The 21,857-nt window shown below is 73.0% G+C and carries 9 protein-coding genes; 1 reads left to right on the forward strand and 8 read right to left on the reverse strand.

All coding sequences use genetic code 11. The features are described 5' to 3' along the window. Window positions 1–39 precede the first annotated feature (39 nt). The 8 genes from ACFQ87_RS10940 to ACFQ87_RS10975 form a co-directional block, all read right to left on the reverse strand. The gene (locus ACFQ87_RS10940; protein WP_380610331.1) at window positions 40–549 is read right to left on the reverse strand and encodes a hypothetical protein; all 510 of its coding nucleotides are present in this window, start codon (window positions 547–549) and stop codon (window positions 40–42) included. Window positions 550–666: 117 nt separating this feature from the next. After that, window positions 667–1,827, reverse strand: coding sequence for an RNA-guided endonuclease InsQ/TnpB family protein (locus ACFQ87_RS10945; protein WP_380610332.1), 1,161 nt, complete (start codon window positions 1,825–1,827; stop codon window positions 667–669). 80 nt (window positions 1,828–1,907) lie between these two features. Beyond that, on the reverse strand, window positions 1,908–2,318 hold the full coding sequence (locus tag ACFQ87_RS10950; protein ID WP_380610333.1) for a GntR family transcriptional regulator: 411 nt from the start codon (window positions 2,316–2,318) through the stop codon (window positions 1,908–1,910). Window positions 2,319–2,420: 102 nt separating this feature from the next. After that, complete coding sequence (locus tag ACFQ87_RS10955) at window positions 2,421–3,476, reverse strand: MDR family NADP-dependent oxidoreductase (RefSeq protein WP_380610334.1); 1,056 nt, start codon at window positions 3,474–3,476, stop codon at window positions 2,421–2,423. Next, window positions 3,473–5,137 carry a phytoene desaturase family protein gene (locus tag ACFQ87_RS10960; RefSeq protein ID WP_380610443.1) on the reverse strand — a complete coding sequence of 555 codons (1,665 nt, stop codon included), beginning with the start codon at window positions 5,135–5,137 and terminating at the stop codon, window positions 3,473–3,475. Before ACFQ87_RS10960 ends, ACFQ87_RS10955 begins: the two co-directional genes overlap by 4 nt. Before the next feature lie 26 nt (window positions 5,138–5,163). Continuing rightward, a complete protein-coding gene (locus tag ACFQ87_RS10965; RefSeq protein WP_380610335.1) occupies window positions 5,164–6,858 on the reverse strand; it encodes a phytoene desaturase family protein in 1,695 nt (564 codons plus the stop codon). Continuing rightward, window positions 6,845–16,087 carry an amino acid adenylation domain-containing protein gene (locus ACFQ87_RS10970; RefSeq protein WP_380610336.1) on the reverse strand — a complete coding sequence of 3,081 codons (9,243 nt, stop codon included), beginning with the start codon at window positions 16,085–16,087 and terminating at the stop codon, window positions 6,845–6,847. The genes ACFQ87_RS10965 and ACFQ87_RS10970 overlap by 14 nt, the downstream gene beginning before the upstream one ends. Before the next feature lie 558 nt (window positions 16,088–16,645). Next, the gene (locus ACFQ87_RS10975; RefSeq protein WP_380610337.1) at window positions 16,646–18,178 is read right to left on the reverse strand and encodes a helix-turn-helix domain-containing protein; all 1,533 of its coding nucleotides are present in this window, start codon (window positions 18,176–18,178) and stop codon (window positions 16,646–16,648) included. 329 nt (window positions 18,179–18,507) lie between these two features. Here ACFQ87_RS10975 and ACFQ87_RS10980 point away from each other — a divergent pair, with 329 nt between their 5' ends. Next, window positions 18,508–21,714: a M28 family peptidase gene (locus ACFQ87_RS10980; protein WP_380610338.1), complete on the forward strand. Its 3,207-nt coding sequence runs from the start codon at window positions 18,508–18,510 to the stop codon at window positions 21,712–21,714. Window positions 21,715–21,857: the final 143 nt, after the last annotated feature.

A 21,857-nucleotide genomic window follows, 5' to 3' on the forward strand; every position in this document is an offset into this window, starting at 1 on the left:
CGGTAGCACCCGATCAGCCGATGCCGGACCCCGGCCCCGCTACGCCGCGGCCCGCCCCCGCCGCACCAGCCACCAGGTGACCGCCAGCGACACCACGAACAGCGTCAGGTTGATCCCGTTCTCGATCAGGTGGAAGGTCCCCAGCCGGCCCTCCGGCTGCAGGCTCTGCTGTATCCCGACGTACCCCTGCTGCTTGAGACAGGAGAAGAAGGCGTCCCCCCGCCCGTCCGGGATGCTGCCGCAGGCGTGCGACATCACCTCGCTGTACGGGTGGACCTGCCCGGCCGCGTCCACGAACGGCGCCTTGCCGCCGTCCAGCACCAGTTCGTTGGGCACCGCGGCGAACGGATCGCCGCCCGCGCCCCGGTCCGGCCCCAGCGGGATGGTCCGCGTCACCGGGTCCATCAGCTGCGGCCGCAGCTGCTCCATCAGCGTGGTGCGCCCGCCGAAGGCGCCGAGCACCACGACCAGCGAGGGCAGCACCCGGCGCAGCGCGGCGCCCACCGCGACGCCGAACATCCCCCAACCGAGGCCGAGCGTGAGCGGCATCCAGCCGCCGGCCGGAAGTCCAGCATGTCGGCGACGGTCAACTTGACCCGGTTCTGGAGGACCGGGCTTGGAGGTAGGGCGCAACTGGCTGTTGCGTGGCCTCCTCCGTCTGAGCACCTATGCGGGTGCTGGGACGCGTGACTCACGCCCCGCCGTCCACACCGTCTCGCCCTTGCGGGCGATGTTGTGGGACGCGTTGTCGTCCGCGTGCATGACGGTCCCGCAGGACCGGCACGCGAACGTTGCTTGATCGACGCGGTTCTTCCGCTCGATATGACCGCACTGGCAGCACAGCTGGCTGGTGTACGCGGGATCGACGTACACCAGCGGCACTCCGGCCCGGCGCGCCTTGTACTCCACGAAGGAGGCGAGCTGGCGGAAGCTCCACGAGTGCAGCTGGGTCCGCTGGTCCTTGCGGTGCCGTACCCGGTCGCGGATGCCCGTGAGGTCTTCCAGGGCGATCCCGCATCCGGTGCGTTCAGCGGTGGTGACAATGGTCTTGGCGACGATGTGGTTGACGTTGGCGCTGTGCCGGGCTTCCTTTCGGGAGCGCTTCTTGAGCAGGCGCTTGGCGGACTTGGTGCCTTTAGCCTGGAGCTTCCTGCGCAGGTCGAGTTGCCGCTTGCGGTGCCGGTTCAGGCCGCGCCCGGCGGCCCGGTACCCGGTGCTGGTGGTGGCGATGTTGGCGATGCCGAGGTCTACGCCGATGAAGGCGGCCGGGTTTTGGTTGAGCGGCTTCTCCGGCACCTCACAGGTGGCGATCAGGTAGAACTCGCCGCCTAGCTCGATGAGATCGGACTCGCCCTTGCGGTGCTCGCGCAGCATCGCGAGCGCTTCCGGCGAACACGCGAAGCGCACACCCTTGAGCCGTCCGGCCGTGGTCCAGATCGACACCGTTCGGGCGTCCAACTGCCAGGACAGGCAGCGGTCGTCATAGGGCTGTGCGGCTTCGGGCCGGAACGTGATTGGCTTGGACTCCGCCTTGATCCGCCGCTTGGAACCCGGCTTGCCGAGGTGTCCTGCGCGGATGTTGGCCTTCAACGTGGTGTAGGCATCGCGGGCCTTCTTGATCACGTGCTGGGCGGCCTGCGCCCCCAGCCCCCGCGCCTTCAACTCGGCGTAGGTATGCCTGCGCAGCTCGTACTCACGCGGCACACCGCGCTCGAACGCCACCACCGACACCCAGCACGCCGCGTCGTTGATTATGCGCAGAGTACGGCGCAGCGCGGCGGCCTGGTCGGCCTCCGGCAGCAGCTTCACCCGCGTCACCAGCTTCACGGCCGGACCGTAACAGCCGCCACCGACAAACAGCCGTCCGACTGTTCAAGGCGATACTGCGGCGCTCTGCGCCACAGGTCTCAGGAGCGACGGCGCGCGGCGCGCTCGGCGGCGGCCGGCTCCTCGACCAGCACCGCGGTGACCAGGGCCTTGACGTCCTCGTCCTCCAGCCCGGCCCGGCGGGCCTCGACGACCCAGCGGGCGAGGCCGCTGCGCAGCCGGGCCATGTCGTGCGGGTCGACGGCGCCGAGCGAGCCGGTGACGAAGGTGCCGGAGCCCTGGCGGGCCTCGATCAGGCCGACGTGCTCCAGCTCCCTGTAGGCCTTGAGCACGGTGTTGGCGTTGACCGTGCACGAGACGACGACGTCCCGCACGGCCGGGAGGCGGTCCCCGGGCTTGAGCACTCCCAGCCTGAGCGCCTCCCGCACCTGACGCACGAGCTGCGCGTAGGCCGGGAGGCCGTCCGCCCGGTCCACATGGAATTCGATCACGGGGCATCTCCTCGCATCGTTGAGGCCTGCCCCTGAATTGTTATGGTCCAGTAGAACACTAGTCAATCACTACACTGAAACGCTTTCAGATCCGACGGTGCGTCAGAGCTCGACCAGCACCTTGCCCCGGCTCGCCGAGCGGTCCTCGTAGAGGCTGCGGTACGCCGCCGGAATGCCGTCGAACCCCTGGTGGACGGTCTGCCGGTAGCGCAGGTCCCCGCTGCGGACCAGCGCGCCGAGGTCCCGCCGCAGCGCGGCCCAGTTCTCCTCGGTGAACCACTCCAGCGAGAACACGCCGCGGATCGTCGTGCGCGGGAACATGATCATCGGCAGCAGCCGGGGCCCGGCCCACTCGCCGCCGACCTGGCTCCCCCACTGCCAGCAGACCGCCACCCGGCTGTCCACCGCGAGCATCCCGAACACCACGTCGGTGAGCGTGCCGCCCAGGCTGTCGAAGTAGCGGTCGACACCGCCCGGGGCGAACCCGGCCAGCTCCTTGGCCACCCGCTCCGGATCGTCGCCGTCGCGGTAGTGCAGCACCTCGTCGAAGCCCAGCTCCCGCAGCCAGTCCCCCTTCGCCGGGGTCGCCGTGGTGCCGACGACCCGCGCACCGCGGTGCTTGGCGAGCTGCCCGACCACCGAGCCGACGGCGCCGCTGGCCCCGCTGACCACCACCGTCATGCCGGGTCGCACGTCGAGGAACTTCTCCACCGTCCCCCAGGCCGTCATCCCGGGCCCGCCCAGGAGCCCGAGCGCGGTGGTGACCGGCAGCCGCTCGTCGTAGTCCGAGCGGTCCAGCCGGCGGTAGGCCGGGAAGACCATCGGGAAGGTACCGGTCTGCCAGAGCATCGGAGCGCCGTCGCTGACCACATGGGTGCGCCAGCCACCGAAGCCCTGGACCAGGTCGCCGACCGCGAAGCGCGCGGCCGGCCCGGCCTCCAGCACCTCCATGATCGAGTCGGCGCCCATGTGGTCGCCGATCGGGGTGTCCAGCGCGATGCCCTGCAGGTACGGGTCCACCGACACGTAGCGCGTGCGCAGCAGCATCTCGTCCTCGGCGAGCCGGACGTCCACCTCCTCCACGACCTTCCGGTACATCCGGTCCACGTCCGGCACGCCGTCCAGGTGCTCCCGGACGACCCACTTCTCGATCCTCACGAAGGGACTCCCAACTCCCGGTCGTCGGGTCCGACCGGTTCGGTGATCAGGGTGGGCGGCGGAGCGCTGTCGTCCACCTCGGCGGTGAACGGCCTGCGGTCGTCGCGGCAGATGAACTGGACGACGTGCCGGCCGGCGGCGGCCGCGCGGATCAGGCCGCCGGTGGTCGCCCAGACCCCGGAGAGGTAGAAGTCGGCCAGGCCCGGCAGCCCCGGGCCGTTGCGCTTGATCTCCTCCTCCAAGGTCTCGCCGCTCTCCACGAACGGCTGCCAACCGAGCACCGTGCCGTCGTAGTTGCCGGTGTAGCGGACCTGGGTGAGCGGGGTGGAGACGTCCTTGACGGCCACCGCGTCCCTCAGCCCCGGGTGGTGCCCGTCCAGGAACTCGATGACGGCGTCGCGCACCCGGCGCTTCTCCCGCTGGTACTCCCGGCCCCGGCCGACCGGCAGGGTGTGCAGCTCCTCGCCGCGCCGCAGCCGGGGCGCCTGCTCAGGGCCGGTGCTCAACCGCCGCCAGGGGGCGATGTCGCAGAAGTAGCTGGCGTAGAGGACGGTGGTCGACTCGGGCGACAGCTCCGGGTAGTGGCGGCTGCGGAACTGGATGTTGATGCTGGGGTGCCGAATGCCGGTGAGCCGCGCGGCGAACTCCTCCTCCAGCAGGTAGGTGGTGCACGGGTCGCCCGCCGGGAAGGGCCGGCGCAGGCCGAGGAAGACGGTCAGGTAGCCGGGGAAGACCATGCCCGGTTCGGTGAGCGTCTCGGTGTACAGCCGGCGGTAGGTGTCGTTCAGGTAGCGGCCCTTGAGCAGGTCCAGCACGGTGGTCCGCCCGTCGCAGGCCGCCACGACGATGTCGGCGCGAACCTCCCGGCCGTCGCTCAGCCGCACCCCGACCGCAGCGTCCCGCTCGACCAGGATCTCCGTCACCTTGGCGTTGTAGGTGATCTCGCCGCCGAGCCGCCGGTAGCGCTGCTCGACCGAGCGGGCCAGGCCGAGCGAGCCGCCCTCCGGCACCCCGGCCGACTGCCCGGCGTGCGAGGCGAGTTGGAAGTAGGTCGGCAGCACCGGGAAGTTGGGGTGCTTCTCGTACAGCACGAAGTTGAACGCCTCGCGCAGCAGCGGGCTGCGGAACCGCGCCGAGTAGTCGCTCATCAGCACCGTGATCGAGCGCCGGATGACGTTGACGTACGGCAGGAAGGAGGCCAGCATCCGCCAGCGCTCCCACCGGCCCATCAGCCCGACCGGCTTGAGGAAGGGGTAACGGGTCAGCGCCACGCGGAACTTGCGCAGTCCGGCGCAGAACTGCCGGATCTGCCGGGCGTCCTCCGGGGCGAGGTCCAGCAGGTGGGCCTCCAGCCGGTCCGGGTCGGAGTAGAAGTAGACGGCCCGCCCGTCCCTGGTGCGCACCACGTTGAAGACGTCGAAGTTGCGCATCCGCTTGCCCTGCAGGGCGCCGAGTTCGAGCCAGATCCGGTGCATCTCGTTGCCCGGCCCGCTGCCCAGCAGCCAGCTGACGCAGCAGTCGAAGGTGAACTCGCCGCGGTCCCAGGCGGTGCAGCAGCCGCCGGGCAGCTCGTGCATCTCCAGGATCCGCGTCCGGTAGCCGTTCATCTGCGCGTAGCAGCCGGTGGACAGGCCGCCGAGCCCGCCGCCGATGATCACCATGCTCTGCCGGCCGCTGCTCGCCCCCGTCATTCCGGCCCTCCGACGGTCATCCGGCCCACGGTGGCCCGGTCGAGTTGCGGCAGCGGGCCCCACTTGCCCGCGTGCCAGGGTTCCTGGTTGTCGCTGGGCCAGGCCCGGAACGGTCGGCCGAGTTCCCGACAGAGGTACTGGGCGGCGTACCGGCCGCTGGTGGCGGCCCGGATCAGTCCGCCGAGCGAGGTCCACTGCCCGGCCATGGAGAAGCCGCTGAGGCCCGGCAGCCGCATCCGGTCCCGGTTGACCAGGCGGTTGGCGGCGTCCTCGGCCTCGGAGAAGGCCTGCCAGGCGAGGATGCTGCCGTAGGTGTTGCCGGTGAAGCGCTCGGTCGTCACCGGCGAGGCGACGTCGACGAGTTCGATCCGCCCGCCGAGGCCGGGGTGGGTCCGGGCCAGGAACTCCCGGACGAACGCGGCGACTTCCTGCTTGCGCGCCCGGTAGGCCCGGCGGTCGCGCACCCGCAGCTCCTTCCAGGAGCGGTAGTCGCTGAAGTAGGTGCAGTGCAGCACCGACTTGCCGGGCGGGGCGAAGCCCTCGGCGTAGTCGGAGCGCAGCTGCACCACCAGGCTGTGCTGGAGCGAGCCGGGCAGCCGGGCGCCCTGCTCGGGCGGGAGCAGGTAGGTGGTGCTGTGCGGCTCGCCCGCTGGCAGCGGCCCGTCGACGCCGACGAAGGCGGAGACCACGGCCGGGTAGAGGTTGCCGGGCTGGTCCAGCAGTTCGCCGTACAGCCGGTCGGTGGTCGGGCTGGAGTAGCGGCCCGCCAGCAGCCGGCCGAGCACCGTCGGTCCGTCGCAGGCGGCTACCACGTGGTCGGCGAAGTGCCGTGAGCCGTCCCGCAGTTCGACGCCGACGGCGCGGCCGTCCTCGACCAGGATGCGGTCCACCCGGCAGCGGTAGCCGATCACCCCGCCGAGCGAGGTGTACCGCTCCTCCACCGAGCGGGCCAGGCCGAGCGAACCTCCCTGCGGGAAGCCCGCGTTGCCGGTGTGCGCGGCGGCCAGGGTGTACAGGTACGGCAGCAGCGGGAAGCCGGCCGGCTCCTGCAGGAACATGGTGGGGAAGGCCCGCCGCAGCAGCGGGTCCTGGAAGCGCTCGGCGAAGCCGCTCATCGGGGTGGTCGCGGTGCGCCAGAACAGCCGGAAGGCGGGCAGCACGGTGCGCAGGGAGCGCAGCCGTTCGGCCGGGGTGCGCAACGGCCGCGGGGTGAGGTCCCAGGGCAGGTCGATCGCGACGAAGCGGCGCAGGTCCTTGCAGAAGGCGCGGATCGGCGCGGCGTCCCCGGGGGCGAGGGCCAGCAGGTGGGCCTCCAGCCGGTCCGGGTCGGTGTGGAAGGTGACGGCCCGGCCGTGCTCGTCGACGACCCGGTTGAAGGTGTCGAAGTGGGTCACCGACTTGCCGTCCAGGGCGCCGAGTTCGCGCCAGACCTGGTGGGCGCCGGTGCCCTCGGCGGTGCCGATCAGCCAGTCGATGCAGTAGTCGAACAGGTAGCCGTGCCGGGACCAGGCGGTGCAGCAGCCGCCGGGCAGCACGTGCTTCTCGAAGATCCGGGTCTCCAGGCCGCTCATCTGCGCGTAGCAGCCGGCGGCGAGGCCGGCCAGGCCGGCCCCGATCACGATCACCCGGGGCGGGCCGCCGTCGGCCCGCTCCCTGGCGGACCAGTCCGGCCCGCGGTCAGCCACGGCCATCGACGGTGCCTCCGGCGAGGATGGCACCCGCCAGTTCGGCGTTGCGGGCGGCGAACTCGCCGTCGAGCATCTCGGCGTGGTCGCCGTGGCCGGTGTACACGGCGGTGCCGGTGGTGGAGGCGCCGTGCCAGGAGCCGGGCTCGCCGCCCTCGTGCACGGCGAGGCGCTCGCGCTCGCAGACCACGTCGAGCTGGGCGTTCACGGTGCCCGTGTTGGGGGTGCGGCTGCAGAACTCCAGGTAGTCCCGGGCCTGTTCCAAGGTCTCCCGGGCGACGATCCGCGAGCCGGTGTGCCGGTGCAGGTGCTCGCGCAGCTCCCGTTCGAAGACGGCCACGTGCTCCTCGCCCAGATCGAAGGCCGCCAGGCTCCGGTAGGCGTCCACCAGCAGCACCGAGCCGACGGTACGGCCGCGCCGTTCCAGTTCCTTGGCCACCTCGAAGGCGAGGTTGCCCCCGAGTGAGTAGCCGAGCAGGACGTACGGGCCCGACTCGTGCAGCGCCTCGACCAGGTCGGCGTAGCGGGCGGTCTTGTCGTCGCCGGTCAGGTAGTTGAAGGCGGCGATCCGGTGCTCGGGCAGGTGCGCGGCGAGCTGCCGGTAGACCAGCCCGTGGCCGCCGGCCGGCGGGAAGCAGAAGACCGTACGGGCTTCGGGAGCCTCGGAGTTGAACCAGAGGTGGGGTTCGCCGCCGGCCACCTCCCCGGTGATGATCTGCTCGACGGTGCGGGCCATGCCGTGCAGGGTGGTGACCTTGAACAGCAGGCCGACCGGGATGCTGATGTTGAACTCGGTCTGCAGGTGGTGGATCAGCTCGATCAGCCGGATGGAGCTGCCGCCGAGTTCGAAGAAGTCGTGCTGGAGGCCGACTTCGTCCAGGCCGAGCAGGTTCCTCCAGTGCTCGGCGACCCTGGTCTCGTAGAGGGTGGCGGGCGGTTCGTGCCGCTCGCCGCCGGTGTCGGCCTCGGGCTCCGGCAGGGCGGCGAGGTCGACCTTGCCGTTCGGGGTGAGCGGCAGGGCGGGCAGTTCGGTGAGGTAGGCCGGGATCATCACGGTGGGCAGGTGTTCGGCGAGGTGGCGGCGCAGTTCGCGACGGTTCAGCTCGACGCCCTCGGCGGCCACCAGGTAGGCGGCCAGCACGGCTTCGCCCGAGAAGTCCTGCCGGACGGCGACGCAGGCCTGGGCGAGTTCGGGCCGGGCGGTGAGGTGGGCCTCGATCTCTCCGAGCTCGATCCGGTGGCCGCGCACCTTGACCTGGTTGTCGATCCGGCCGAGCAGGTGCGCGGTGCCCGCGGTGTCCCAGTGGCCGAGGTCGCCGGTGCGGTAGAGCCGCAGCGGCGTGCCGTCGAACTCCAGGGTGGTGAAGCGCCGTTCGGTCTGCTCCGGGTCGTTCGGGTAGCCGGCGGCGACGCCCGCGCCGCCGATCCACAGCTCGCCGGCCACCCCGGCCGGGACGGGCTCGCCGTAGCGGTCGAGGATGTAGAGCGCGCTGTTCGGGAAGGGCCGGCCGATCGGGACCATTCGGCCCGGTTCCAGCTCCTCGGCGGTGCCCTCGTAGTAGCTGGAGTCGACGGTGGCCTCGGTCAGGCCGTAGGAGTTGACCAGCCTGGTGTCCGGCCCGCACAGGGCGCGCAACCGCTGGTGTTCGGCGGCCTTCCAGGAGTCGGAGCCGACGATCAGCAGCCGCAGGAAGTCCAGCCGCAGGCCCTCGCGTTCACAGTGGGCGAGCAGGGCGCGGGCCACTGCGGGGACGAACTCGCCGCAGTCGACGGCCTCCTGGCGCATCACCCGATGCAGCCGGGCGGTGTCGAAGAGCAGTTCGCGGTCGACCAGGACGAGGGTGCCGCCGGTGCCGAGCGCCCGGGCGAGGTCGCCGGAGAACACGTCGAAGGCGGTCCCGGCCATCTGCAGGTGCACCCGGGCCTCGGTGTCCAGCCGGTACTGCTCGCGCCAGCCGGCCGTGACCGCGGCCAGGTTGCGGTGGTCGACCCGCACGCCCTTGGGGCGCCCGGTGGAGCCGGAGGTGTGGATCACGTACGCGGCCCGGTCCGGGTCCGCAGCGGGCAGCGGCCCGGCGGCGGTGGCCGGTCGGTCCAGCTCCTTCAGCGTGATCAGCGGCGCGGGCAGGTCGGCCGGGAGCGGGCGCCGCTCGTCCACCACGACCAGGGTGGCCCCGGCGTCGACCACCTGGTACGCCAGCCGGTCGCCCGGGTGTCCGGTGTCGAGCGGCAGGTAGGCGGCGCCGGCCCGCCAGATCGCCAGCAGGGTGGTGATCAGCTCGGGTGACTTGTCCAGGCAGACCGCGACCACCGAGCCTTCGCCGACGCCCAGTTCGCGCAGCCGTGCGGCGGTGCGCTGGGCGCGCCGGTCGAGCTCGCCGTAGGTGACCCGCCGGACGGTGTCCCGGCCGGGGGCCGCCACCGCGACGGCCTCCGGGTGCTCGGCGGCGGCCTTGGCGATCAGCTCGGGCACCGGCACCGCGTCGTCGATCCGCCGCTCGACGCCGCTGTACTCGTCGAGGATCCGGCGGCGTTCGGCCGGGTCCAGCATCCGCAGCCGGCCGACCGGCTCGCCTTCGGCGGCCCCGGTCATGGCGTCCAGCAGGTTGCGGTAGTGCGCGGCCAACCGCTGGACGGTGGCGGGCTCGAAGAGGTCGGAGTTGTACTTGAACACGCAGTGGAAGCAGCCGTCCGACCGGTCCTCGTAGGCGGACAGGGTGAGGTCGAACTGCCCCTCTTCCTCGGGGAGTTCGATGTACTCCAGGCGGTATCCGAAGCGTTCCACGGCGACCTTGTGGGTGAGCAGGATGAACATCGCCTGGAACACCGCGGAGCGGCTCGGATCGTGCTGCAGCCCCAACTGCTCGACCAGCAACGGGAACGGGTACTCCTGGTTGTCCAGGCCGCCGAGCACGCTCTCCCGCACCCGGGCCAGCAGCTCGGCCACCGTCGGCTCCCCGGCCAGGCTCACGTGCAGCGGCAACGGGTTGACGAAGTAGCCGTAGACGGAGGCGAACTCCTCCTGGGTGCGGCCGGTGACCGGGCTGCCGACCACGATGTCCGGCTGCCCGGACCAGCGGTGCAGCAGCAGGTAGTAGGCGCTGAGCAGCACCATGAACGGGGTGGCGTTGTTCGCGCGGGCCAACTCGTGAACCCGCGCGGAAAGTTCGGCGTCCAGCCGGAAGAACTCGGAGGCGCCGTTGTGGGTCTGCACCGCCGGGCGCGGCTTGTCGGTGGGCATGGCCAGCACCGGCACCCCGGCCGGCAGGTGGCCGCGCCAGTAGTCGAGCATCCGCTGCGCCTGCGGCCCGGCCAGGAAGCGGTTCTGGTGATTGAGGAAGTCCAGGTAGCGGGCGGCCACCGGGGGCAGTTCGGGGGCGCGGCCCCGGCGCAGCGCCTCGTAGACCTCGAACAGCTCCTCGATGAAGGTGAAGGTGGAGATCGCGTCCGAGACGATGTGGTGGACGGCCTTCATCAGCACCCAGCGGTCCGGCCCGCGCCGGAACAGCCGCAGCCGCACCAGTGGGTCCTCGGCCAGGTCGTACGGCCGCCGGTACTCGCGGACGATCAGCTCGTGGATCTCCTCCCAGGGGCGGCCCTCGACGTCGAACAGCCCGGTGTCGGCGTTGACTTCGGCGCGGATGCGCTGGACCGGGCGGCCCTGATCGGCGGTGAAGGCGGCGCGCAGCCCGGGGTGGCGGGCGACCAGGAAGGTGAAGGCGGCGAACACCAGCTCCGGGTCGAGTTCGGCGCGCACCTCGACCGCGCCGCCGATGTTGTACGCGAAGCCGTCCGGGTGGAGCTGGCGCAGGAACCACAGCGCCTGCTGGTTGTGGGTGAGCGGGTAGCGGGACTCGTCGGTGTGGAGCTCGACCTCTGCCTGCTCCGCGCCGCCCTCGGCGGCGAGCCGCTCGGCCAGGCCCTCGGCGAGCAGGTCGACCAGGTCGCCGACGGTGCCGTTGCTGAGCAGCGCCACCACCGGCAGGGCGAAGCCGAGTTCGGCGTGCACCCGGGCCCGCAGCTCCATCGCGAGCAGCGAGTCCAGGCCGTGCGCGCCGAGCCTGGTGTCCGGGGAGATCCGCTCGGCGCCGATCCGCAGGACGGCCGCCGCAGCGGCGGTGAACCGCCCGGTGACCAGCTCCCGCCGGGCCTGCCGGCCGGCGGTGCGGTAGGCGTCCAGGAAGCCGCCGGTCTCGGCCGGGGCCTGCTCGGCGGCACTCGCCGCGAGTTCGGCGACCAGCGGCGGCGGAGCCGGGTACCAGGCGAGGAAGGTCGGCCAGTCGACCACGGTGGCGACCAGCAGCTGGGCCCGGTCCTGCCCGAGGACGCGCTCCAGCACGGCGGTTCCGGCCTCCGGCGGCAGCGAGCTCATGCCGCGCGCGTCGCGGTAGTGGGCGACCAGGCCCAGTTCCTCGATCATGCCGGTGGCCCAGGGGCCCCAGTCCAGGCTGAGCGCGGGCAGGCCCGCGCAGCGGCGGTGGTGGGCCAGGGCGTCCAGGAAGGCGTTCCCGGCCGCGTAGTTGGTCTGGCCGGCGGTGGTGAGCAGCGACGCGACCGAGGCGAACAGCACGAAGTGGTCGAGCGGTTCGGCCCTCAGCAGCCGGTGCAGCAGGTGGGCGCCGACCACCTTGGGGCTGTATCCGGCGTCGAAGGCCGCGCGGTCCATCTGCGCCAGCAGGGTGTCCCGGACCTGCCCGGCGAGGTGGAACACCCCGTGGATCGGCGGGAGTTGGCGCTGGCGGTAGTCGGCGAGCCAGCCGGCGAGGGCGGTCTCGTCGGTGACGTCCACCGGGGCGAGCAGCGGTGCTGCGCCGAGCGCCTCCAGTTCGCGCAGGAAGGCGATCCGCTCCCCGGCGGGGCTCGCCGGGTCGACGCCCCGCCACTCGGCGCGTTCCGGCAGGGCGGTGCGGCCGATCAGGACCAGCCGCCGGGCGCCGCGTTTGACCAGGGTGCGGCAGAGCAGTCGGCCGAGCGCGCCGAAGGCGCCGGTGACCAGGTAGCTGCCGTCGGGGCGCAGGACCGGCGGCAGCGGCCGGGTGAGGCCCTCGGCCCGGCGCAGCCGGCTGGTGAGCCGGCTGCCGCCCCGCAGGGCGATCTCCTGCTCGTCCCCGGCGCCGAGTTCGGCGAGCAGCGCCTCGGCCTGTTCTCCGGCGCCGAGCGCGGGGTCGAGGTCGACCAGGCTGCCGCGCTGGGCGACGAGTTCCTGCTGCCACAGCACCCGCCCGATGCCCCAGGCGGGGGCGCCGAGCGGTTCGACCCGGTCGCCGGGCCCGGTGGCCTGGGTGCCCCGGGTGACGATGTGCAGCCGGCCGTCCGGGCGGGCGGCGGGCAGCGCCTGGGCGAGGGTGATCAACGAGTAGGCGCCGAGGGTGGCGAGCCGGTCGAGCTGCCCGGGGTCGGTGGCGTCGAGGGCGGGCAGGTCGAGGTTCCACAGGTGGACGACGGTCCGGTACGCCGGGTCCAGGTCGGCGAACAGCCGCCGGAGGTCCTCGGCGGAGTCGGGCCGCACCGTCGTCTCCCCGTCCGCGACGGCGTACGAGCAGCCGGGCCGGACCAGGTGGCAGCGGGCACCGCGCCCGGTGGCCAGGGCGGCCAGCCGCTCGGCGAGGCCGCCGCCGTCGGCGAACAGCAGCAGGTCGCCGGTCGGCCGGTCGAGCGGCGCCGCCGGGGCCGGCGTCCAGGCGAGTTCGGTGAGCCAGCCGTCGATGGTGGCCAGGCCCACCGAGGCGGAGGCCCGGGCGACGTCGGCGACCTTGAAGCCGGTGATCCGGCCGAGCGGGGTGCCGTCCTCGGCGTAGAGGGCGAGGTCGCCGACGAGCTCCCCGCCGCCGTCCCGGGTGACGGTGGCGTGTGCCCACAGCGGCCGGTCGCCGGCCTGGTCGAGCCGGACCTCCTCGATCGAGACCGGCAGCCGGACGCTGCCGCCCTCGGGGGCGTGCAGCCGGGTGGCCAGCAGAGTCTGGAAGCAGGCGTCCAGCAGCACCGGGTGCAGGTGGTGGTCGGCGTCCCCGGGGCCGAGCCCCGGGGTGGGCCGGATCAGGGCGAGCGCCTCATCGGGCCCGGTCCACGCCTCGGCGATGGCCTGGAAGGCGGGCCCGTAGTGGTAGCCGCGCTCGGCGAGGCGCCGGTAGCAGTCGGGGCCGTCGACGTGCCTGCCTCGGGAGCGCAGTGCGTCGAAGTCGGGTGCGGGCCGGTGGGCGCGGCGCTGACCGGTGCGGACCCGGCCGCTCGCGTGCACGGCGGGCTCGCCGCCGGCCGGGGTGGAGACGATGGTGAAGCGGGCGTCCTCGGGCGCGTAGCCGAGCTGGACGGGGACCGGCTCGCTCTCGGAGAGGAACAGCGCCCGGTTCAGCTCGACCTCTGCCAGCACCACCTCGGTGCCGCCGGTCAGCGCCCGGACGGCCTGGGCGGCCATCTCCAGGTACCCGGCGGCCGGGAAGACCACCTGGCCCTCGATCCGGTGGTCGTCCAGGTACGGCATCCGCTCCGGGTCCAGCGCGGTGGTCCAGCAGGGCTGGGCGCTCGCGGTGCGGCGGCCGAGCAGCGGGTGGTCGACCCGCCCGAGCCGGACCTGCTCCACCGGTTTCGGCTCGACCCAGTACCGGTCGCGCCGCCACGGGTAGGTCGGCAGCGGCACCGGGCGCCCGGCCGGCTGCACCGCGTCCCAGCTCACCTCGACGCCCAGGGTGTGCAGTTCGGCCAGTGTGCGGGCGAAGCGCTCGGGCTCGTCCTGGTGTCGGCGGATCGAGGGCAGGACGTGCGCCTGCTCCGCGCACTCGCGGATCGCGTGCCCGAGCACCGGGTGCGGGCCGAGCTCCAGGAACAGCCGGTGGCCGTCCTCGGCCATCCGCTCGACGGCGGCCCGGAAGCGCACCGGGTTGCGGACGTTGCGCCACCAGTACTCGCCGTCCAGCTCCGGCCCCCGGGCGAGCCCCTCGTCGGCGGTCAGGTGGAGCGGCAGCTGCGCCTCGCGCGGCTTGATCCCGGCCAGCGCGGCGATCAGCTCGTCCCGGATCGGGTCCATCCGCACGCTGTGGTACGGGACTTCGACGTCCAGGAAGCGGGCGAACACGCCCTGCTGCCTGAGCTCCTCGGCCAGTTCGCGCAGCGCCTCGGTGTCCCCGGCGAGGGTCACGGCGGAGGGGCTGTTGACGGCGCCGAGCGAGACCCGGGTGCGGTACGGACGGATCCGCCGCTCCGCCTCGGCCTCCGGCAGGCCGACGGCGAGCATCGAGCCCGTCCCGGCCAGGCGCTGTTGCAGCCCGCTGCGGGCGAGCACCACCCGGACGGCGTCGGCCAGGTCGTACACCCCGGCCTCGTGGAAGGCGGCGACCTCGCCGGTGCTGTGCCCGACCACCGCGTCCGGCACCAGGCCGTGGCTCCGCCAGAGTGCCGAAAGCCCCACCTGGAGGGCGAAGTTGGCGGGCTGGGCGAGCCAGGTCTCGGCCATCCGGGAGTCCGTTTCGTCGCGGCCCGACTCCTCCAGCAGCGACCAGCCGGCCTGCTCGCGGATCTCCCGGTCGACGGCCCGCACGGCCTCCCGGTAGACCGGCTCGCTCTCGTACAGCCCCCGGCCCATCCCCCACCACTGCGGGCCCATGCCGGTGAACACCCAGGCCAGCCGCCGGTGTCGGCGCTCCCGGGCACGCCCCTGGACCACCCTCGGGTGCGCCTCGCCGCGCTCGTGGGCGGCCAGCGCCTCGTCCAGGTCCTGCCGCCCGGAGTAGACCACGGCGAGCCGCTCGGGCAGGTGTTGGCGGCGGTGGGCCAGGGTGTGGCCGAGGTCGGCGAGCGCCGTCCCGGCGGCCAGCTCGGCGCGGACGGCGGCGGCCAGCTCGGGCAGTCCGGCGGCGTCCCTGGTGCTCAGCGGCAGCACCGCACGGGCCGGCTGCGGCACCGGCCGGACCGGGGCGGGGAGCGGCGGCTCCTCCAGCAGGACGTGCGCGTTGGTGCCGCCGAAGCCGAAGGAGTTGACGCCCGCACGGGCCGGGCCCTGGTGTTCGGGCCAGTCGGCGGGGGCGGTGGGGATCTCGAAGGGCAGCGCGGCCAGGTCGATACCGGGGTTGGGCCTCTCCAGGTTGAGGTGCGGCGGGATGCGGCGGTGCTTGAGGGCCAACGCGGTCTTGATCAGCCCGGCGACGCCGGCGGCGGCCTCGGTGTGCCCGATGTTGGTCTTCACCGAGCCGACGTAGCAGCGGTCCCCGGCACGGCGGCCGATGCCCAGGACCCGGCCCAGCGCGGCCGCCTCGATCGGGTCGCCGACCGGGGTGGAGGTGCCGTGCGCCTCGACGTACTGCAGGCTGCCGGGCAGCACTCCGGCCTCGGCGCAGACCCGCTCGATCAGGGCGACCTGGGCGTCCGCGCTGGGGACGGTGATGCCGTTGGTGCGGCCGTCCTGGTTGACGCCGCTGCCGAGGATGACGGCGTGCACCGGGTCGCCGTCGCGCAGCGCGTCGGAGAGCCGCTTGAGCACCACCACGCCGACGCCCTCGGCCCGGACGTAGCCGTCGGCGGAGGCGTCGAAGGCCCGCGAGCGGCCCTCCGCGGAGAGGAAGCCGCCCTTGGTCTCGGCGATCGTGTACTGCGGCGCCATGTGCAGCAACGCGCCGCCGGCCAGGGCGAGTTCGGTCTCGCCGCGGAGCAGGCTCTGGCAGGCCAGGTGGACCGCGACCAGCGAGGAGCTGCAGGCGGTGTCGATCGAGACGCTGGGGCCGCGGAAGTCGAAGCAGTGCGAGATCCGGTTGGACACCATCGTCATCATCGTGCCGGTGGCGGTGTGCGCGGCGATGGTGCCGAAGTCGAGGTCGGCGAACTGCAGGATCTTCCAGTCCAGGGTGAAGGCGCCCATGTAGACGCCGACGTCCCGCCCGGCCAGCTCGCCGGGGCACAGCCCGCCGTCCTCCAGCGCCTCCCAGCTGACCTCCAGGAGCTTGCGCTGCTGCGGGTCCATGTGCTCGGCCTCGCGCGGGCTGATGCCGAAGAAGTCCGGGTCGAAGGTGTCGAAGCCGTCGATGTAGCCGCCCCGGCCGCCGATCAGCCGCCCCGGCTTGGCGCGGTCGCGGCTGCCCAGGGTGCCGGTGTCGTACCGGTCGGCGGGGGTGTCGGTGAGGCAGTCCCGACCCTCGATCAGGTTGCGCCAGTAGGTCCGGTGGTCGTTGGCGTGTCCCGGCAGGCGGCAGCCGATCCCGGTGATCGCGATCCGGTCGCAGGGCACGGCGAAGGGCGAGGTGATCATGATCCAATCCGGGGTCGGTGGCGGGACGGCGCGAACGCGGGAGGGGCGGCTTCGCGGGCCGGGCTCAGGTGGACTGCCCGGTGGGCATCGAGGGCGGCGTGAATCGAATACACCCGCGCCGAAATTGGCATTCCGACCACGAACACTGAACATGCCGATAAGCCAATCGGACCCAGGATCAGTTGCATCCCGGACCGCACGGCAAAGACACCCGGGAATTCCCCCCTAAGATCCGAAGCGGATGGGCGCGCCGACATGCGATGGCGGTCAGCACGCTCCCCCCTCGTTCTTCGCGGACTAACGACTGGAGACGTCAGAGACTCTAGCGGGAGCCACGGATCCAGGCAGTCATTCGACGTGTTAACGCCACAAATGACCCGATCTAAGGAACATTAGCGCACGAAGTTGACGTCAGGTCGGCGCGAAGGGGGCGCATTCGTCAGCAGGCGCACGAGATATGGGAGCGCGGTGCGGTCAGGTCGTCGATCGGGCGCTGCTGCACGCCCTGTGCGCTCTCGCACGGGAAGAGCTCCCGGGCCCGGCACTCGAAGCCACCGATCACCACGATCCCGACAGTTCCGCCAACCGGTGGGCGACCTGCGGTGCGTAGGCCGCGAGGCGGGCGCGCAGGCCGCGCAGCTCGTGCCCGACCAGCGCGGGCAGGGCGGCCGCCGGGGCGGACTCCAGGGTGGGCCCGAGCAGTTCGACGGCCGCCCCCGGGTCGTGCGCGCAGGCGTGGCAGTCGGCCGCCCGGACGGTGAAGAGCAGTCGGCTGGACGGCAGCTGGGTCGGGCCGAGCAGGCCGAGCGCCGTCTCGGTGGCGGCCAGCGCCCGCCGGGCCAGCCGGGGGTCGTCCAAGGCGGCGGCCAGATCGCGCAGGGCGGCGGCCGCGGCGGACTCCACCCGCAGCCGCATCGAGGCGATGGACAGCCAGGGCACGTCCGCCTCGTCCCGGTCGTCGATGTGCTCCAGGTGCTCCCGCGCCAGCCCGATCTGCCGCACGGTGGCCCGGACGTCCCCGGTCAGGGCGTTGGCACGGGCCCGGCTGATCCGGCCCATCGCGCCGGCCCAGTGCCGGCCCGGGGCGACCCGGTCGATCTCCCGCGCGTAGCCCAGGGCGGCGACCGGGTCCCCGTCCAGCCGGGCCAGGATGCTGAGGTCGCTGAGCGTACCGACGAGGGTGGGTTGGTCCCCGGCCAACTCGGCCCAGGTGAGCGCGCGGTCGAAGCAGGCCATCGCGGTGGCGTTGCGGCCGCCCTGCATCCGCAGCGCCCCGGCGGCGTGGGCGTGCTCGGCGGCCAGCCGGGCGAGCGGGCGGCGCTGCGCGGCGGGGGCGGCGGCCAGTCGGGCGAGCACCGCGTGCAGGGTGCGCTCGACGGCGGCGGTCAGGCCCGGGAGGGTGCCGGTCTCGGCGGAGCGCAGGTGGGCGGCGAGCAGGCCGGTCAGGGCGTGCGCGGTGGCGGCGTCCAGCGGCGGGGCTTCGGCGGTCTGATCGATGGCGCAGAACTCCGCTTGCAGGGCGGCGAGTTCGACCCGATCCGGCACCTCGCAACCGTCGGCGCCGTGCAGCGGGCAGAGCAGTCCGTAGTCCGGCAGCCGGGCCGGCGCGGAGCCGGGGCCGGGGCCGGGGCCGGGGGCGGGGCCGGGGGCGGGGAACGGCCCGGTCGGCACCCCGCCGGGCAGCGGCGGCCGGATCAGGCCGGGCGGGAAGGGGGCGGGCAGCGGCAGCTCGGCGGTCTCGGCGCGCAGGCAGGCCGCCCGCACCTCCCCTCCCGCGCCGAGCAGTTGGTCGATCCGCTCGGCGATCCTGGGGGTCACCCGGCGGGCGCCGTGCTCGATCTTGCTGACCGCGGTGTGGTCGTAGCCGATCCCGGCGCCGAGTTGCGCCTGAGTGAACCCGGCCCGGCGCCGCCAGTGCCGCAGCAGGGCGCCGAACTCCCGCCAGGCGCCCACATCCTGGCGGCCCGACGGCGCCGCCGAAACCCGCCCGGCCGAAGCCCGCCCCGTCGGGGCCTGAGCTGCCGAGACCTGCGCCGCCGACGCCTGCACCGCCGAGTCCCGCACCGCCGAGTCCGAACGGTTTCGGTGCACGGCTGCCTCCCCGGAGACAGGCCCTCGCGCGGGGCCCTGCGACGAGTCCGACGAGCAGGACGGTACTCGATGGCGTCCGTCCCGTACATGAGGTGGTCTCAACCACTCGGAAGAAAGCCCAGCTTGACGGGAAATCGCGGATGCGGCTTGACGGAATTTGCCAACCCTATGCCGAGCCCGCACCGGCCATTGACCTGAGCATGACGCCATGTGAGGGTTCGGGCACCCGAGCGCGGACGGCCCGCACGGCCGTTCCCCCAGACACGGCCCGCGGTGCGCCACCAGCCATGCCGTCCGCGGTCGAGGACCCCCACATCCGAGGAGCCTCGATGCAACGCAGAGTTTCCCCAGGACGGTTGCTCACCACGGCAACCACCCTGACCGTACTGGCCGGCCTGGTCGTCGCGACCGCAGGACCGGCCGGCGCCGCGCCCGCTCCCTCCCCGGCGCCGCCGAGCGCCCTGGCCGCCGCCGTCAACGCCGCAGACGCCGCCGCGGCCGCCGGGCTGGACGCACTCGCCAAGGGCCCCGGCGAGACCTATGAGCGCCGCGCCGTCACCCCCTGGCTCGGCGGCCTCTACTCCGTCTCCTACGAGCGCAGTTACCGCGGCCTGCCGGTGGTCGGCGGCGACGCGGTGGTGCTCGCGGACGGGCAGGGCAAGGTCCGCGGCCTGCAGTCGGCCTCCCCCGGCCCGGTCGGCGGCTCGATAACCCCGCAGGTCAGCCCGGCCGACGCGGAGAAGACCGCGCGCACCGAGCTGCCCGTGGTGGACACGGTGGAGTCCCGCCGCCTGGTCGTCCGGGTCAAGGACGGCACGAGCCGGCTCGCCTGGGAGACGGTGCTCAGCGGCCGTACCGACAGCGCTCCGAGCAAGCTGCACGTCTTCGTCGACGCCGCCACCGGCGAGGTGGTCGACCGCTACGACGACGTCCGGGCCGGCACCCTGAACAGCAAGTGGAACGGCCCCGGCCCGCTCACCATCAGCACCACCGGCTCCGGCGGCTCGTACTCCCTGCGCGACCCCGACCGGCCCGGCCTGAGCTGCTCCGACTACAACTCGGGCCAGGTGTTGACCAAGTCCTCCGACTCCTGGGGCACCGGCGACCCGTCCAGCAAGGAGACCGGCTGCGGCGACGCCATGTGGGCGGCCCAGCAGGAATGGAACATGCTCCGCGACTGGCTCGGCCGCAACGGGCACGACGGCAACGGGGGCAGCTGGCCGGTCAAGGTCGGCCTCAACGACGTCAACGCCTACTGGGACGGCAGCTCCGTCTCCATCGGCCACAACCAGAGCGGCGCGTGGATCGCCGCGCAGGACGTCGTCGGCCACGAGTTCGGCCACGGCATCGACCAGTACACCCCGGGCGGCGCCGACAACGAGAACGGCCTCGGCGAGGGCACCGGCGACATCTTCGGCGCGCTCACCAAGGAGTACGTCAACCAGCCCGCGCCCTACGACTACCCCGACTACCAGGTCGGCCGCGAGGTCAACCTGGTCGGCCAGGGCCCGATCCGCAGCCTCTACCAGCCCTCGCTGGTCAACAACGACCCGGACTGCTACTCCTCCGCCATCCCCGGCACCGAGGTGCACGCGGCGGCCGGCCCGCTGAACCACTGGTTCTACCTGCTGGCCATGGGCTCCAACCCGGGCGGCGGCAAGCCCACCAGCCCCACCTGCAACGGCTCCTCGGTCACCGGCATCGGCGTCAGGCAGGCCGGCCAAGTGTTCTACGGCGGCATGCTGCTCAAGACCAGCGGCATGACCTACAAGCGCTACCGCACCACCACCCTGACCGCGGCCAAGAACCTCGACCCGAGCTGCGCCCTCTACAACCGGACCAAGGCCGCCTGGGACGCCGTCAGTGTGCCCGCGCAGAGCGGCGACCCGAGCTGCACGCCGTCCGGCAACAACGACTTCTCGCTCGCGCTCGGCCCGGCCGCCGGCTCCGTCCAGCCCGGCTCCTCGACCACCGCGACGGTCTCCACCGCCGTCACCTCGGGCACCGCGCAGACCGTCAAACTGAGCACCTCGGGCGCCCCGACCGGGGTCACCGCGACGCTCAACCCCTCCTCCGTTCAGGCGGGTTCGTCCGCGACGCTGACCCTGTCCGCCTCCTCGGGCGTCCCGGCCGGGACGTACGTGATCACCGTCACCGGCGCCGCCGGCGCGGCCACCCACACCGCCCAGTACACTCTGACCGTAGGCGGCGGGGGCACGCCCGGCGGACCGGCACCGGACATCGACGTGGCCGAGGTCCAGGCCCACCTGTCCCAGCTGAACACCATCGCCGACCAGAACGGCGGCAACCGCCGGGCCGGCAGCGCCGGGCACAGCCAGTCGGTGGCCTACCTCAAGGCCAAGCTGCGGGCGGCCGGCTACACCGTCAGCGAGCAGACCTGCACCTCCTGCACCTACCAGTCCGACAACCTGATCGCCGACTGGCCCGGCGGCCCGTCCGACCAGGTCACCATGTTCGGCGCCCACCTGGACAGCGTCGCGGCCGGCCCCGGCATCAACGACAACGGCTCCGGCTCGGCCGTCCTGCTGGAGAACGCGCTCGTGCTCGCCCAGCAGCACCCCGGCCTGACCCGGCACGTCCGGTTCGCCTGGTGGACGGGTGAGGAGCAGGGCCTGCAGGGCTCGCAGTCCTACGTCGGCCGGCTGAGCTCCGCCCAGCTCTCGGCGATCAAGGCCTACTACAACTTCGACATGGTCGGCTCGCCCAACGCCGGCTACTTCATCAACAACCTCACCTCCGCGGCCTCCGCGCCGATGAAGGCCTACTGGGACTCGCTCAACCTCCAGCCGGAGGAGAACGTCGAGGGCCAGGGCCGATCGGACGACTACTCCTTCCAGCAGGCCGGCATCCCGACCTCCGGCTACGCGGCCGGCGCGGACGCCGTCAAGACCTCCGCCCAGGCCACCAAGTGGGGTGGCACGGCGGGCCGTTCCTACGACTCCTGCTACCACCAGTCCTGCGACACCACCGGCAACATCGACCCGACCGCGCTGAACCGCGGCGCCGACGGCGTGGCCTACACCATCTGGAAGACCTCGGTCGGCGGCACCACCCCCGCCGACGACTTCTCCCTCTCGGTGAACCCGGCCACCGCCACCGTCAAGCCCGGTGGCTCCGCCACGGCGACCGTCGCCACCGCGACCACCTCCGGCTCGGCCCAGGCGGTCAAGCTGACCTCCGCCGGCGCCCCGGCCGGGGTGACGGTCTCCTTCAGCCCGTCCTCGGTGCAGTCCGGCGGCTCGGCCACGATGACCGTCGCCTCCGCGGCGTCCACCGCGGCCGGCACCTACAGCATCACCGTCACCGGAACCGGCTCGGCCACCCACACCACCAGCTTCTCCCTGGTCGTGGGCAACGGGAACCCCAACCCCGGCGGCACCTGGACGCCCGGCACCACCTACCGGACGGGCGACCTGGTGACCTACAACGGAGTCACCTACCACTGCCTCCAGGGGCACACCGCCCAGGTCGGCTGGGAGCCGCCGATCGTCCCGGCGCTGTGGCAGCCGGTGTGATCCATCACAGCTGACCCCACCTGAGCCGCTGCGCCGCGGTCCGTCGAGGGGGGGGGGGAGGAGGGGGGGCGTGGCCACCCCGCGTCGGGATCGAGGCGGACTCGGCGAGTTGGCCTCCCCACACCCTGTATCTAACCGAATAA

It is taken from the genome of Kitasatospora sp. NPDC056531 (assembly GCF_042794375.1).
Taxonomy (GTDB): Bacteria; Actinomycetota; Actinomycetes; order Streptomycetales; family Streptomycetaceae; genus Kitasatospora.